Annotated in this window: 13 protein-coding genes; 3 read left to right on the top strand and 10 right to left on the bottom strand. The window is 68.7% G+C overall.

The genetic code is table 11. From position 1 onward, the window contains the following. Positions 1–75: 75 nt before the first annotated feature. The 10 genes from AB0L70_RS35325 to AB0L70_RS35280 form a co-directional block, all read right to left on the bottom strand. Entirely contained in the window at positions 76–1,566 is a 1,491-nt protein-coding gene (locus AB0L70_RS35325; RefSeq protein WP_363691169.1) for a CoA-acylating methylmalonate-semialdehyde dehydrogenase, read from the bottom strand. A 57-nt stretch (positions 1,567–1,623) separates the two neighbouring features. Beyond that, a complete protein-coding gene (locus AB0L70_RS35320; protein ID WP_363691164.1) occupies positions 1,624–2,418 on the bottom strand; it encodes an SDR family NAD(P)-dependent oxidoreductase in 795 nt (264 codons plus the stop codon). Beyond that, a complete protein-coding gene (locus AB0L70_RS35315; protein ID WP_363691163.1) occupies positions 2,415–3,599 on the bottom strand; it encodes a glycine C-acetyltransferase in 1,185 nt (394 codons plus the stop codon). The genes AB0L70_RS35320 and AB0L70_RS35315 overlap by 4 nt, the downstream gene beginning before the upstream one ends. Beyond that, positions 3,596–4,144 (bottom strand): isochorismatase family cysteine hydrolase, encoded by a 549-nt coding sequence (locus tag AB0L70_RS35310; protein WP_363691162.1) that lies wholly within the window; start codon positions 4,142–4,144, stop codon positions 3,596–3,598. Before AB0L70_RS35310 ends, AB0L70_RS35315 begins: the two co-directional genes overlap by 4 nt. Further along, positions 4,141–5,469: an MFS transporter gene (locus AB0L70_RS35305; RefSeq protein ID WP_363691161.1), complete on the bottom strand. Its 1,329-nt coding sequence runs from the start codon at positions 5,467–5,469 to the stop codon at positions 4,141–4,143. The genes AB0L70_RS35310 and AB0L70_RS35305 overlap by 4 nt, the downstream gene beginning before the upstream one ends. A gap of 35 nt (positions 5,470–5,504) precedes the next feature. Then, on the bottom strand, positions 5,505–7,220 hold the full coding sequence (locus AB0L70_RS35300) for a hydantoinase B/oxoprolinase family protein (protein ID WP_363691160.1): 1,716 nt from the start codon (positions 7,218–7,220) through the stop codon (positions 5,505–5,507). Further along, entirely contained in the window at positions 7,217–9,295 is a 2,079-nt protein-coding gene (locus AB0L70_RS35295) for a hydantoinase/oxoprolinase family protein (RefSeq protein ID WP_363691159.1), read from the bottom strand. The genes AB0L70_RS35300 and AB0L70_RS35295 overlap by 4 nt, the downstream gene beginning before the upstream one ends. Before the next feature lie 107 nt (positions 9,296–9,402). Then, positions 9,403–10,716 (bottom strand): serine hydrolase domain-containing protein, encoded by a 1,314-nt coding sequence (locus AB0L70_RS35290; protein ID WP_363691158.1) that lies wholly within the window; start codon positions 10,714–10,716, stop codon positions 9,403–9,405. 90 nt (positions 10,717–10,806) lie between these two features. Beyond that, positions 10,807–11,451: a response regulator transcription factor gene (locus tag AB0L70_RS35285; RefSeq protein WP_363691168.1), complete on the bottom strand. Its 645-nt coding sequence runs from the start codon at positions 11,449–11,451 to the stop codon at positions 10,807–10,809. A 44-nt stretch (positions 11,452–11,495) separates the two neighbouring features. Then, positions 11,496–12,785 carry a sensor domain-containing protein gene (locus AB0L70_RS35280; RefSeq protein WP_363691157.1) on the bottom strand — a complete coding sequence of 430 codons (1,290 nt, stop codon included), beginning with the start codon at positions 12,783–12,785 and terminating at the stop codon, positions 11,496–11,498. A 47-nt stretch (positions 12,786–12,832) separates the two neighbouring features. Here AB0L70_RS35280 and AB0L70_RS35275 point away from each other — a divergent pair, with 47 nt between their 5' ends. The 3 genes from AB0L70_RS35275 (at position 12,833) to AB0L70_RS35265 (ending at position 15,345) form a co-directional block, all read left to right on the top strand. After that, a complete protein-coding gene (locus AB0L70_RS35275) occupies positions 12,833–13,231 on the top strand; it encodes a hypothetical protein (protein WP_363691156.1) in 399 nt (132 codons plus the stop codon). An 82-nt stretch (positions 13,232–13,313) separates the two neighbouring features. Further along, positions 13,314–14,423, top strand: a complete 1,110-nt coding sequence (locus AB0L70_RS35270; RefSeq protein ID WP_363691155.1) for a GNAT family N-acetyltransferase — start codon at positions 13,314–13,316, stop codon at positions 14,421–14,423. Continuing rightward, on the top strand, positions 14,395–15,345 hold the full coding sequence (locus AB0L70_RS35265; protein WP_363691167.1) for a potassium channel family protein: 951 nt from the start codon (positions 14,395–14,397) through the stop codon (positions 15,343–15,345). The genes AB0L70_RS35270 and AB0L70_RS35265 overlap by 29 nt, the downstream gene beginning before the upstream one ends. The last annotated feature ends 80 nt before the right edge of the window (positions 15,346–15,425 follow it).

Raw genomic sequence — 15,425 nt, 5'->3', positions numbered from 1 at the left:
GCCCGCTCCAAGTAGCGGGCCGGCGCCGGCGGCACCCGCCGGGGGATCGGGTGCCCGGAACGCGGTCCGGAGGTGTCAGACCGCGGTAGGGAACGTGAGCTGCGGGCCGTCGACCGACTCCTCGGGCCAGCGGGTGGTGACGGCCTTCGCACGTGTGTAGAACGCGACGCCCTCGGGGCCGTGAACGTGATGGTCGCCGAACAGCGAGTCTTTCCAGCCGCCGAAGGAATAGAACGCCATCGGCACCGGGACCGGGACGTTGACGCCGATCATCCCGACCTGCACAGAGCGCTGGAACACCCGGGCAGCCTGGCCGCTGCGGGTGAAGATCGCCGTACCGTTGGCCCAGGGGTTGCGGTTCACGAGGCTGATCGCCTCGTCGAGTGAGCCCACCCGGACGACGACCAGGACCGGACCGAAGATCTCGTTGCGGTAGACATCCATCTCGGGGGTGACGTGGTCGAACACGGTCGGGCCGACGAAGAAACCGTTGCCCTGGACATCGATCTCGCGGCCGTCGACGACGAGGTCCGCGCCCGCGTCGACACCGGAGCCGATGTAGTCCCGGATCCGCTCGAGCGCGTCCGGTGACACGACCGGACCCATCTCGGCACCGGCCTCCAACCCCGGACCGACCTGGACGGCCTGCGCCAGCTTGCCGACCCGCTCGACCAGAGCGTCGGCCACGTCGCCGACCGCGACGGCAACGGAGATCGCCATACAGCGCTGGCCCGAGGAGCCGTACGCCGCGGCGATCAAGTGGTCCGCAGCCTGGTCGAGATCGGCATCCGGCAGTACGACGGCATGGTTCTTCGCGCCACCGAGTGCCTGGACCCGCTTGCCCTCGCGGGTCGCCCGCTCGTGCACGTACTGCGCGATCGGCGTCGAGCCGACGAACGACACCGCGGCGATGTCCGGGTGGTCGAGGATCGCGTCGACCGCGACCTTGTCACCGTGGACGATGTTGAGGACGCCGTCGGGCAGGCCGGCGTCCGCATAGAGGTCGGCGAGGAAGTTGGACGCCGACGGGTCGCGCTCGGAAGGCTTGAGCACGAACGTGTTTCCGGTAGCGATCGCGATCGGGTGCATCCACAGCGGGACCAGCGCGGGGAAGTTGAACGGCGTGATGCCGGCACAGACGCCGAGCGGCTGGCGGAACGAGAACAGGTCGACGTCGGTCGAGACCTGGTCGGAGTACTCGCCCTTGAGCAGTTGCGGGATCCCGCAGGCGAACTCGATCACCTCCATGCCCCGGACGACCTCGGCGCGGGCGTCGTCGAGGACCTTGCCGTGTTCGGCGGAGATGATCCGCGCGAGGTCGTCGTGGTACTTCTCGACAAGGTTGCGGAAGGCAAACATCAGTCGCGAGCGGCGCATCACCGACGTCTCGGCCCAGCCCGGCAAAGCCGCACGTGCCGCTTGTACGGCGGCATCGACGTCGGCTACCTCCGCGAGGTAGACGTCGGCCTGGTGCTCGCCGGTCGCGGGGTTCCAGACCGGGACGGTGCGGCTCGACTCGCCGATGGTGCTCCGGCCGCCGATGCGGTGTTCGATGGTCTTGATGATGCTCACTGGCTGCTCACCCTTCTGATCGGTTCTCAAGGAGTTCGGTGGACCGTCGGCTCAGACGATGAGGTCCCCGCCGTTGATGTCGACGGCCGCACCGGTGATGTAGGCGGCCCGGTCGGAGGCGAGGAAGGCCACCAGCTCGGCGACCTCCCAGGGCAGGCCGACCCGAGGCACGGGGAAGGACCGGGTCGCGCGCTCGAGTGACGCGTCGGGGAGCAGACCGCGGGCCATCGGTGTGTCGATCAGACCCGGGCAGACGGCATTCACCGTGACTCCGTCCGGCCCGCAAGCCGTCGCCAGGTGCCGGGTGAGCCCGAGGACGCCGTGCTTCGCGGTCGTGTAGTGCGCGCCACCGACGGTACTGATGGTCTTGCCGGCAGTGGAGGAGAAGTTGACGATCCGGCCCCAGCGGCCGTAACGCATCGCCGGCAGCACTCGCTGGCAGCACAGGAACGTCCCGTTCACGTTCACTGCGAGCACCCGGCACCACTCGTCATCGGTGATGTCCTCGAACGACGTGGCCGGCGCGATGCCTGCCGCGTTGACCAAGATGTCCAGCCGGCTGTGCTCCGCCAGCAGCGAGGCGAACGCCCGGTCGACCTGCTCGCCGTTCGTGACGTCAACCGCGAGCGACTGGACGCGGTCCGCCGGCACATCCAGCATCGACGCCAGCTCGGCCCGGCCGGGAGCCGAGAGATCGAGGACTGCGACGGTCGCGCCGCGGCGGACCAGCGCGTGCACGGTCGCGAGACCCATGCCGCTCGCACCACCGGTCACGATCGCGACCCGGCCCTCGAGTTCCGTGCTGTCCGCGCTGGTCGGCGCGTGGAGCCCCACGTCGGCGGTCACGCGACGGCCATCACGGTGGACGCGCGAGCGAAGGCGGCTGCCGCGAGTTCGAGTTGGGCGGTGGTGTGTGCGGCGGAGACCTGCACCCTGATCCGCTCCTCGCCCGCCGGTACGACGGGATGCGACAGCGCGAAGGCAAGTACCCCGTCTCGCCGGAGTGCGGCCGCTACGTCGCGGGCGAGCGAACCGCCGCGCAGCATCACCGGGATGATCGGGTGGTCACCGGGCAGTACGTCGTACCCGAGATCGCTCAATGCTTTGCGGAGCCAGGCTGTGTTGGCTGCCAGGCGTTCTCGGAGATTGGGGCTTCGTCGCGCGATCCGGATCGCCGTGATCGCCGCAGCGGCCAGGGCCGGTGCCATCGCATTGGTGAAGATGTACGGGCGTGAGGACTGTCGCAGCGTCTCCACGACCGCGTGTGAGCCGGCGACGAAGCCTCCGGCGCCACCGCCGAGCGCCTTGCCCAGTGTTCCTGTCAGTACGTCGATGCCGCCGTCCAAGCCGTAGTACTCAGCGGTGCCTGCGCCGGTTGCGCCAAGCACGCCCGTTGCGTGGGAGTCGTCGACCATGAGCGCCGCGTCGTACTGTCGTGCGAGTCCGACGAGCTGAGGCAGGGCAGCGATGTCGCCGTCCATGCTGAAGACTCCGTCGGTGACGATGAGCCGGTGGCGAGCGTCCGCTCCGGCGGCAAGACGGCGCTCGAGGTCGGCGAGATCCGCGTGGCCGAAGACCTGCCGCCGGGCCGACGACAAGCGGATGCCGTCGATCAGACTGGCGTGGTTCAGCGCGTCGCTGAAGACGGCGTCGGACCGGCCGAGCAGGGCGTCGAAGGTGCCGAGGTTCGCGTCGAAGCAGGAGCCGTACAGCACGGCGTCCTCGGCTCCGACCAGGTCCGCGATGGCAGCCTCGAGCTGGCCGTGGATGTCGCGCGTGCCGCACAGTACGCGTCCCGCGGAGACTCCGAGTCCCAGGTCGCGCAGTGCCCGCTGCGCCGATTCGAGCACCTCCGGGTCGCCGGCGAGTCCGAGGTAGTCGTTGGCGGCGAAGTTCACGAGCATCTCGCCGTCGACCCGCAGTACCGATCCTTGGATGCCCGAGGCAACGAGATCGTGGCGAAGCCCGGACGTTGTCCGGCGTACGTCGAGGTCTGTCTGGAGCCGGGCCAGCAATGCCGCGTTCACAGCCCGCTCCAGTCCGCGCAATCGACGACCTTGAATCCACGGCTGGGGAACACCTTGTCCATGAAGAAGTCGTGCATGGCCTGATCGCCGTCGGCACAGCCGTCACGCAGTACGGTCACGTGGTAGCCACGGTCTGCCGCGTCGTAGCACGTGGCGGCCACCATTGCGCTGGTCGCGACGCCGGCGATCGTGACAGAGTCGACGCCACCCGCGCGCAGCACTAGGTCGAGATCCGTGCCGGCGAACGCGCTGGCACGACGCTTCAGTACGACGACATCCTCGTCGGTGACCGGCAGGTCGAGCTCGGTCCCGGCGGATCCCTCATGGAAGGCGTCCCCGGCTTCGTAGAACCCTCGCATCAGCGCGTTGTCCGGCGGCAGGTCGGCCCCGTTGACCCGGAACGCGAAGTGCACGAACACCACCCGCACTCCGGCCGCGCGAGTTCGCGGGAGCAGCTCGGTGAGCGGCGGTACGACGCGGCCGGCGAACGGATAATTCCTGGTGATGCCCTGCTGGAGATCGCCGATGACGAGCGCATCGGTCACGACAGCCTCCCGTCCAGGCTCTCCATCCGGCGCCCTGTGGTCAGGAGTACGACGATGCCGCCGGCCATGATGATCGCGATCGCCAGCAGTGCGTAGGTGAAGTTGCCGGTCGCAGTCTTGATGTATCCGGTGATGTAGGGGCCGACGAAGCCGCTGAGATTGCTGACGGAGTTGATCAGCGCGATCCCGGAGGCGGCGGCCGCGCCGGTCAGCCCGATCGCCGGGATCCGCCAGAACTGACCCATTGCGGTGATGATCCCGGCAACACTCAGGCAGACCGCGAGAACGAACAGAGTGCCGCTGTTCGCGAACGTCGCCAGCACCAGCCCGGTCGCACCGAAGATCATCGGTACGACCGTCGCCGTGACCGCGGTCGTGCGACCGGCGAAGCGGGCCCAGGCGAGCAGAGCGACGACGGACGCCGCCCAGGGGATCGCGGACAGCAGCACGCTGCTGACATCGCCGGCCGGACCGATGCTGTTGCGCATGGACGCGATCATCGTGGGCAGGAAGTACGCCAGCGGATACAGCCCGAACGCGATCGAGAACCAGGTCACGGCCATCGCCCAGACCCGTGGACTGACCAACGCCTCGCGCAAACCGGTGAGGGCACCATGGGCGCAGTGTTCGGCGGCCTCGGCCGCGAGGGTCGTCTCGATGGCGTTCTTCTCCTGGTCGTCGAGCCACCGCGCGTCCCGCGGACGGTTCGGCAGCAGGCAGAAGATCAGGACGCTGACGACGACGGTCAGCGCACCCTCGACCAGGAACAGCGCCCGCCAGCCGGAGATGCCGAGGATATTCTGGCCCCACTCGAGCACGGCGGCGGCCAGCGGAGAGCCGATGATCGCCGAGATCGGCGTCATCAGAATGAACAGCGACAGCGCCCAGGACCGCTGCCGGCGCGGGAACCAGAACGTCAGGTACAGCAGGATTCCGGCGCCGAGGCCGGCCTCGGCGAACCCGAGCAGCAGGCGCGCGACGAACAGCCCGGCCGCGGAGTTCACGAGCGACGTCGCGGCGGTGATGAGCCCCCAGGTGATCATGATCCGGGCGATCCAGATCCGCGCCCCGAAGCGGCGCAGCATCATGTTGCTCGGCACCTCGACCAGGATGTAGCCGATGAAGAACAGACCGGCGGCGAGCCCGATCTGCTGGCTGGTCAGGCCCAGGTCACGCGACATCGGCGCCGCGATGTAACCCAGGTTCGCGCGGTCGGTGAAGCTCGCCACGTAGGCGAGGCCGATCAGCGGGGTGATTCGAAGGCCGACCTTGCGCCACGTGCGCGGCGCCACGACGTCCTTGGTGATAGCGGCGGTCGAACTCATCGCAGGTCCAATCGGTGGGTAGGAATAATAGAGCTTCAGCGCGCCTGACCGCGCAGCCCGGCGGTAGCGCTCGCATCGATGACACCGTCCGCGGTGACGACGACGCCGTAGTCCTTGGTGGCTCCCGCATGCGTGACCTTGCCGTCGAGGACGTCCTCGAGAACCCTTTCCGGGTCGCGCTCGAAGGCGGGACCGTGCCCGCCGCCGCCGGCGGTCACATGCCGGTGGCGGTCTCCCGCTGTCATCGTGAAGTGCGGTTTGGAGGACAGCATCCGCTCGTCGTTACCGTCGGGATCGAGGATGTTGAGCGACGGCGTCCCCGGTGCGCCGCCGGCCAGCCCGTAGGGCAGGAACATCCGCCGGTCCGACCTGATCTGCACGGTGGCCTCGGGGGCCAGCAGGGTCATGTCCCGGAACGTCGCCAATCCGCCACGCCAGCGGCCTGCTCCACCGGAGTCCGGCAGATAGCCGTACCCGTCGATGCGGAGGTGACCGGAGCGTTCCAGCTCTTCGATCGGGGTGTTGGTGAGGTTGGAGCCCAGCGCGCTGATCCCGTCCACACCGTCCCGGTCGGGCCGCGCACCCCATGCTCCGGCCAGGGGATCCCACAGCACCGTGGAGTCCCCGTCGGCCTCGACGATGCCGATCGCGATCCCGTTCGGCCCGCCGTCCCCGGCGGCGGGCACCCGGGTGGGGAACACCGGGGCGAGCGCCCCGAGCACCGCGTCGACGATCCGGAAACCCACGAGGCCACGGGCGGCGCGGGCGGCCGGCCGTTGTCCGTTCAGGATCGAGGCCTCGGGGATGACGAAGGTGAACGGCCGGTAGAAGCCGCTGTTGGCCGGGATGTCCGAGGAGAGGACACCTTGCAGGGCGGCATAGCCGGCCGAGCGGGTGAAGGACTCCGTCGCGTTGAGCGCGGAGTTGACCTGCGGCGACGAGCCGGTGAAGTCGAGGTCGATCCCGGTCGCGGACAGCGTGGCCACCACCCGGATCGGGATCGGATCCGAACCGAGGCCGTCGTCGTCGATGTAGTCGGTGAACTCGTACGTCCCCGGAACCGCTTCGGCCAGCGCGGCTCGCAGCAGCGTCTCGGAGTAGTCGAGCAACTCGTCGATGAGGGATACGAGTTCTTCGACACCGTGACGTGCTGCGAGCGCGCGCAGGCCTTCGGCCCCGGTATGGCAGGCCGCCAGTTGGGATTCGAGGTCCCCGCGGAGCAGTTCGGGTTCACGGACATTGCGCAGGATCAGTTGCAGGAACGTCTCGTTCAGTACTCCGGCGTCGATCAGCCGCGACGGCGGGATCTGCACGCCCTCGGCGAAGATACTGGTCGACTGCACGGCCATCGAGCCGGCCGCCCAGCCGCCGACGTCGGTGTGGTTGACGACAGTGACCGAGAATCCCAGCAGAGTTTCTCCGGTGAAGACGGGGGAGACCGCGAAGATGTCCGGCAGGTGCATGCCACCCAGGGACGGGTCGTTCAGCAGATAGAGATCTCCTGGCCGGATCGAGTCGCCGAACGCCTCGAAGATCGCCTCCATCGCACCCGGGATGGACCCCAGGTGCAGCGGCAGGGTGTTGGCCTGGGCAATGACCCGGCCCTGCGAGTCACACAGCGCGGCGGAGAAATCCATGCTGGAGGCAACAAGTTGGGAGTGCGCCGTACGCAGGATCGTGATCGCCATCTCGTCGGCGAGCCCGGTGACGGCATTGCGGAAGACCTCGAAGGTCACGGCGTCGCGGATCATTCGGGACTCCAGGTGATGACGATGTTGTTGAACCGGTCGCGGTGTACGCGCGCACCCGGTGGGACGAGAGTGGTGGCGTCCATGTCTTCGATGATCATCGGGCCGTCGACCGGTTCGGCGCCGAGATCGGAGCGCGACACGACCGGCGTACGCACGGTTTCGGCGAACCGGCAGTCGCGGGTCGTGGGCTCGTGGGTCGGGACGATGGGGGAGTGCAGCACGTCTGCGATCGACACATCGGTCAGCAGTCGGCCACGGACCCGGAGGTTGACCAGCTCGACCAGTTCGTCCGAACCGGCCCGGCCGTAGGTGCGTTTGTGCTCTGCATGGAATCGCGCCCGGACCTCGGCGAGCAGGTCCTCGGTCAGGTCACCGTCGGGCACCCGGATCCGGAGCTCGAAGCGCTGACCGTGGTAGCGCATGTCCAGCAGCCGATCCACGACGGCACCGTCGCCCAGCTCCACGCTCACCTTCGTTGCCAGCAGCCCGAATTCCGTCGCGAGCGCACTCACGTCGGCGAACTCCTGCCGGTACGGCGTGAGCTCGTGGCGCTCGGTGTCGGCGACGAGCAGGCCCAGGCTGCTGAACAGACCTGGATACACCGGCACGATGACCGTCGAGATGCCCAGGTCCCGTGCCAGCGCGGCGGCATAGAGCGGACCGGCGCCGCCGAACGCGACCATGGTCGCCTCGCGCGGATCGCGGCCACGTTCGCTGGTTACTGCCTTCACTGCGGTCGTCATGCTCGAGACAGCCACCTGGTACGCACCGCGCGCCGTACTCGGGATGTCCACACCGAGCTGCTCGGCGACCGGCGTCAGTGACGTCATCGCCAGCTCGGGATGAATCGCTACGCGGCCACCGGCGAGGTCATGCGGGCTGAGATATCCAAGCGTCACGTTGGCGTCGGTCAGTGTGGGCAGCTGACCGCCTTGGCCGTAGCAGGCCGGGCCAGGACGCGATCCGGCGCTGGCAGGTCCGACATGGAGCGCGCCGGCGGCGTCGACGGAGATGATGCTGCCGCCGCCGGACCCGACCTCGGCGATGTCGATCGATGGTGCCCGGACCGGATACCCGGCACCCGAACTGATGCCGCGGGCAACGTTCATGCCACCGCCGACCTCGTAGTCGGCCGAGACGAACGGTTCGCCGTGCTCGATCAGGGATGCCTTCGCCGTGGTCCCGCCCATGTCGAACGCGACCACTGTCGACAATCCGATCAGCTGGGCGAGCTTCTGTACGGCGGTGACGCCGGCCGCCGGCCCGGATTCGATGATCTGTACCGGCCGGTGCGCGACCGACGCCGCGTCGAGCAGTCCGCCGCTGGACTGCATCACCATCAGGGGTGCGCTGACCTTCACGTCGCGCAGCCCTTCCTCCAGCCGGGTGAGGTATCCGTGCACCGCGGGACCGACGTACGCGTTGACCGTTGCGGTGCTGGTGCGCTCGTACTCGTGTGGCAGTGGGGATACGTCGACCGAAGCGGTGACGTACACACCGGGCAGTTCGGCTCGCAGCAGGTCGGCAACCCGTCGCTCCTCGTCAGGGCGGACGTAGGAGTTGATCAGGCAGAGGGCGACCGCTTCGATGCCGTCGGCCCGCAATCGCGCGGCCAGGGTGCGGACCTCGTCGTCATCGGTCGGTGGCTCGAGTCGTCCGTCGGCCGTGATCCGCTGGTCGAGTTCGTACCGGTGCCGGCGACGCGCGAGTGGCTCGGGCTTGGACCACGACAGGTCGTACAGCACCGGCCGTCGCAGCCGCCCGATCTCCAGTACGTCACGGAATCCGCGGGTCGTGACCACCGCCGTACGAACGCCGTTCATGGCCAGGATCGCGTTGGTGGCAACGGTTGTGCCGTGCAACATGCCGACCACGGATTCGGGCTGGACGCCGGCCGCCGAGAGTACGCCGATGGTCGCCGCCACCACGCCCGATCCGAAGTCGGGCGGGGTGGACGGCACCTTGATCGGCACGACCTCGCCGGCCGGCCCCAGCGCGATGACATCGGTGAACGTGCCGCCGATATCGGCGCCGACCCGCCAGCCGGTCAGTTGCGAATCAGGACTGGGACGCACTGCGATCTCCTTCGCTCGCCGACCAATTGAAATCACAGTAGGAGCGAGTTGAGATATCAGCAAGACCTAGTTGCTATTTTTCTTTTGACTTGTGATAGACGCAGGCCTCAGCCCGGTACCGGCTTGCCGAACATGGAGCAGATCACGGCGGTCTGGAGCGACTGGGCGGCCGCGGCGATCTTCGGCTCCGACCCGAACTCGGACCAGGACTCCGTCGAGATCAGGAGAGTCGCGGTGCGGTTGCCGGTGCTGTTGGTGACGTTGGCGGTGAGGTAGCCGGGCATGCCGCCGTCGTGGCCCCAGATCGTCCCGCACGGGGTGTCGCCGGTCTGGATGCCCAGTCCGTAGCCAGGTCCGTCCGGCTGCTCCGGATCCTGCGGCACAGTGGTTCGCAGCTCCGCCAGCTGCGCCGCGGGCAGAAGCTTGCCGGACATCAACGCGTTGTAGAAGCGCGACCAGTCCGGCGCGGTGGAGACCACCGCCCCGGCCGAAGCGCCCCACGACGGGTCGTTGCCCGAGACATCGACATGACCATGACGGTGTGGGCCGGCGAAGTCCCTGAACTCGGCCGGTACGTCGGACGACATGTGAGCGGCGTCCGGTTCGTAGCCGTGGGCATGTGCGCCGCGCCAGCTGGAGTCGGCGGCGTAGTAGGTGTGCTTCAGGTTCAGCGGCCGGGCGATCCGGTCCTGAACCAGCTCGGACAGACTCGATCTGGTGGCCTTCTCCAGTACGGCGCCGATCGCGACGTAGTTCGTGTTGCTGTAGGAGAACTGCGTGCCCGGCGCGAACAGCGGATCGTGTCCCACCCCGACGGCAAGCAGCTCCGCAGGGGTCCAGCGGTGGCGGTCTTTGCCGAGGATTGCCGGTACGAGCCGGGAGTCTTCGGCGTAGTCGAACAGGCCGCTGGTGTGGTTCAGCAGCATGCGCAACGTGATCGCCTTGCCGTTGGGTACCTGGCCTGGCAGCCACTTGTCCACCGGGTCGGTGAGGGCGAGCTTGCCCTCGGCGACCAGCTGCAGTACGAGCGTGGCCATCATGGTCTTGGTGTTGGATGCCATCCGGAACTCGTCGCCCGCTCCGAGTAGGTGATCCGACCGGCTCCAGGCGGCCTGTTCGGCGATCTCGACCGGCCGGCCGGTGCCGTCGTCCACCCGTACGATCACGCCGGGAGCCCCGGCCTTGACCACCTCCTGCGCCAACTTGTCCAGCTGGGCCCGCTGCGTCGCGATGCTCTGCCAGGCGGCGGACCGGGTGCGGGTCGGTGCGGCGGCTGCGCCGGTCGGTTGATCGATTGTGGTGACCAGGGCTGTCAGGGCCAGCAGGGACGTCGTCAGGACAAGGCGGGTACGACGCCGACGGTGAGCCGGTCGCGTCCGGGTCTGTTCTTGCGCGCCCGTGGGCATTGATGCGGTTGTCATACCGATCACGATTCCGCAGCGCCACCGCCTGGACATCGCAGTACGCCGGACACCTGGAGGTATGGCAGACCCCACCAAAGGACCGGTGCGTCAAGCCCTGAGGTAGGCGAGGACGGCGAGCACCCGTCGGTGCTGGGCATCGTCGGGCGGCAGGCCGAGCTTGGTGAAGACGTTGCCGATGTGCTTCTCCACCGTGCTGGCGGAGACGACCAGTTGCTGGGCGATGGCGGTGTTGGAATGGCCCTCAGCCATCAGTGCGAGGAGCTCTCGTTCACGCGCGGTCAGCGTCCCGATCGCGTTGTCGCGGCGCTGTCCGGCCAGTAGCTGGGCAACGACCTGCGGGTCGAGCACCGTCGCGCCCTGCGCGACCCGATCGAGGGCGTCGAGGAACTCCTCGACCCTGGCGACGCGGTTCTTCAGCAGGTATCCGACGGCGCCGGAGCCGTCCGCCAGCAGATCGGCTGCGTAGGCGGCCTCGACGTACTGGCTGAGCACCAGCATGGGGGAGCCGGGCAGTTGCGAGCGGGCGGTGATCGCCGCCCGCAGGCCCTCGTCGGTGAAGGTCGGCGGCATCCGTACGTCGACGATCGAGATGTCCGGGCGATGTGCGAGAACCGCCTCGATCAGGGCGGGGCCATCACCGACCGCGGCCACTACCTGATGACCGTCCTCGGCGAGCAGGCGGACCAGGCCCTCGCGCAGCAGCACCGAATCGTCGGCCACGACGATCCGCAGCCGGCCGCGAGGCGTGGGGCCTGCCGGTGGTTCGGGTGGTGTGTTCAGCTGCACGGCAGCTCCGCGGTGATCGTCGTCGGCCCGCCGGTTGGACTGCTGACCTGCAGTCGGCCGCCCGCGGCGAGCAACCGGTCCTCCAGCCCCCGTAGTCCGTGTCCCTTGGCCAATGCGGCACCGCCCACTCCGTTGTCCTCCACCAAGACTCGCAAGGTCCCCCCGCTGTCGCGCAATCTGACTACACATCGGTCGGCGTGGCTGTGCTTGGCCACGTTGGTCAAGGCTTCGGCGATCACGAAGTACGCGGCTGTCTCGACCGCGGCGTCCAGCCGGCGGTCCAGGGGGTCGGCGTCGATGTCCACGGGCACGGTCGAGCGTGCGGCAAGGCTGGTAATCGCCGCGCGCAGGCCGAGATCGACCAGGATCGGCGGAGCGATCCCGCGGGACAGGGCTCGTAGCTCCTCCAGAGCCTCCTCGGTCTGGACGATGGCGTCGGCGAGCGCCTCCCGGACGGCCTCCGGCCTGCTACCCAGATGGTGCTGGGCGCGGCCGAGTTCCATCGCCAGGCGGACCAGTCGCTGCTGGGGTCCGTCGTGGATGTCGCGTTCGAGCCGGCGCAGTGCGGTCGCTTCGGCGGTGACCGCGGCGACAGTCTGCGCGCGAGCGGTGTCGCGCTCCTGCTCCAGTCCGCTGATCCTGCGGTGCAACGCGGAAGCCTCAGACAGCAACAACGTCCCGAGCCCGGCCTGGACGGCGACGCAGGCCCTGGTGATCAACGGCAGGGTGAACAACAGCAGCAGGCCGACCGCGGTCGCGAAGACGAGCCGCTCGGTCGGCGACGTCAGGCCCAGGCTCACGTCGACATGGAAGTCAGAAGGGCCTGCGCGCAGGGTCTCGGGCCGCAGCGATCCGGCCGTGTACCCGCCACGCAGTCCGACCGTCGAGGCGGCTACGCCGGTCCACCACCACAGCGCCGTTGCCAGCGCGGTGAGCAGGGCGATGGGGAGCACCACGACGGCGTGCGCCACGCCGAGCCACAGCCCCGGGTCGGCCGCCGCGGCGGTTTCCTTCGGTCTCGGCCGCCGTTCAGCGTCCTCCTCACCGGCTGGCTGGGAACGCACCTTCGCAATTCGCCAGCGCTCCACGTCGGCGAACCACCGCACCGGCGCCAGACCGCCGGCCACGACCTGAGACCCGGTCGGCAGCAACAGCCCGACCGCCCCAACGCACAGCCCACCGAGCACCGCCAGCAGACCGGCGGCGGCGGTCAGCGGCGCGGTGAGCAGGTAAAGCGAATCCACGACCGTCCGGCGCACCACGCGGGGGACCGTCCTCATAGCCCCATTGTTCCCTTGTTTCAGTCCCCACTCAGTACGCTCGTCATATGGCGGGTGGCAAGGGCAGCGGGCAACTGGCGAAGACCCTCATCAAGTACGGCGTGCGGTACGGGCCGTTGGCGGTTGAGGCGATTCGGCATGGGCGAGAACCGGCGCAGCAGGCGATGCAGGCCGCGCTGGCGAAGCGGAACGCCCGGAAGAAGGCGCTCGAGCATGCCCTCACGGTCCGCGACGGGTCCCTGCTGAAGGTCATCAAGGAGGGCCAGGCGATCTTCTTCGTCTTCTCCGGCGACGCGATCGTGACCACCTACCCGGCGGTCCCGGCCTCGACGTACCCGGAACTTCTGCGCCACGCCGACCTGGACAAGCGCGAGCCGGCCGCTGTTCTGGCCGCGCGGAAGCCGAAGATTGCCCCGCACCTGCCGAAGGTCCGCCGCAGACGTTGACGCGGGCGTAACATTCCGGACCCGGCGGGGCAACAGGCCGGACGCACAGTGGAAGGACGTTTCCACGAGGGAGGGCGTCCGCATGCTCTGGAAGATCAGGACCGAACTCGCCGACCGGCCCGGTGCGCTGGCCGAACTCGCTGCACGGTGTGGTGCGGACGACATCAACATCCTCAGCCTGGAGGTCTTCACCGCCGAGACCGGTGCCGTCGACGAGCTGGTGGTCTCGACCGGGGTCGGCTGGACCGCCGACCAGCTCACCGCACTCGCCGCCGAGGCCGGTTGCCTGCGTACGACGGTCCGCCCGTGCCAGGCCGACGTACTGAGTGATGCACCGACGCGCTACCTTCGCGCCGTACTGCGGTTGATCGACGACCCGGTGTCCGTCGACGAGGAGCTCGGGAATCTGCAGGGCTTCGACGAGTACACGCCGGCCGAGTGGGCCCGGGCGGATGCGCTGGTGGAGATCGCGGGCCGGCTCGCCGGCCAGGTGCACGTGGTCGAGGGTCCGCGCCCGGGGAGCGGCGTACCCGAGTTGCGTAGGGCGACCGTCGAGGACGCCGACGCCGTGGTCGCGATGCATGAGCGGTGCTCGTACGAGAGCCGGACCCGGCGGTACCACGTGCCGATGCCGAAGCTCACCACGCGGACCGCACGGCACCTGTCCGCACCGGCCGGTGGGGTGTCGGTGGTCGCGTCGCTCGGCGACGCGGTGATCGGGATGGCGACGGCGGCTCCGTGGGAGGAGCTCGGCAGCACGACGATGGAGGTCGCCGTACTCGTCGAGGACGGCTGGCAGGGACAGGGTCTGGGACTGCGGCTGCTTCGCGAGGTCGTCAGCGAAGCGCGGGCGCTCGGCGCCGACCGGGTCGTGTGCATGGTGCAGCCGGAGAACCACGCGATGCTGCGAACCCTCGAGCGGTTGCGGATGCGATCCAGGGCGGTGCTGGACGGCGACAGTCTGATGGTGACCGTCGCACTGTCCGACCAGAGCCTGTCGCATGCGGTGGATCGGCCGCCGGTGCCATATCGTCGGACCCGTGCCACCCCTTCCCACCGGTCGGAACCCACACGGTCTGCTGGTCAACCTGCCCGCGAGCACCCGCTCGCCGCTCTTTCAGCTCTTCAGCCGCTTCCTGGTGGCGTTGGGGCTGTTGACCCTGATGGTGCTGATCGTGGTGGTCGACCGTGACGGCTACAAGGACAGTTACGACGGCAGCGTCGGCCTGATCGACAGCATCTACTACGCGACCGTCACGCTCACCACGACCGGGTACGGCGACATCACGCCGGTGACCCCGACGGCCCGGTTGGTGAACGCCTTCATCGTCACTCCGCTGCGTATCTCGTTCCTGGTGGTTCTGGTTGGCACGACACTGGAAGTCCTGGCCAACGAGGGCCGCCGGATCATGCGCGACACACGATGGAGGAAGCGGATGAAGGACCACACCGTGGTCGTCGGCTACGGCACCAAGGGCCGCTCCGCTGTACAGACCCTGATCAGCAACGGGGTCAAGCGCGACAGCATCGTCGTGATCGACCCGCGGGCGCAGGCGGTCGGTGACGCGGGCAACGACCAGATGGCCGCCTTCCACGGCGACGCGACGAACCGGACCGTGCTGCGCCGGGCCGAGGTGATGACGGCGCGCGAGGTGATCGTGACGACCGACCGGGACGACTCGGCGGTGCTCGTCACACTTGCGGTGCGGCAGCTGAACCCGAACGCGCACATCGTGGTCGCGGTCCGCGAGGAGGACAACGTCCCACTGCTCCGGCAGAGCGGCGCCGACGCGGTCGTCACCTCCTCCGAGGCCGTCGGCCGGCTGCTCGGCCTCACCTCCGTCAGCCCGAACCTCGGTGAAGTGATGGAGGACCTGCTCACGTACGGCGAGGGCCTCGAAGTGGCCGAACGCCCGGTCCTCGGCCGCGAGGTCGGCAAGCCGCCGTCCGCCGTCCCCGACCGGGTCGTCTCCGTCGTCCGCGACGGCAAGGTGCACCGCTACTACGACTCCAACGTCTCGGTCCTGGCCGCCGGCGACAAACTCATCGTCGTCCGCCCGGCCAAGGAAACCCCTTGGGCCGAACGCCCCGGCGCCGACGAGGACGACGAGTAGCAGCGAAGGCTCATGCTGTTGAGATAAAAGCATGAGGGGTCGTGAGGCAGAACGCCCCGGCGCCGACGAGGACGACGAGT

The sequence above is a fragment of the Kribbella sp. NPDC051952 genome (genome assembly GCF_040680855.1).
Lineage (GTDB): Bacteria > Actinomycetota > Actinomycetes > Propionibacteriales > Kribbellaceae > Kribbella.
Note: the sequence above shows the minus strand (reverse complement) of the source record. Positions and strands in the feature narration are given on the sequence as shown.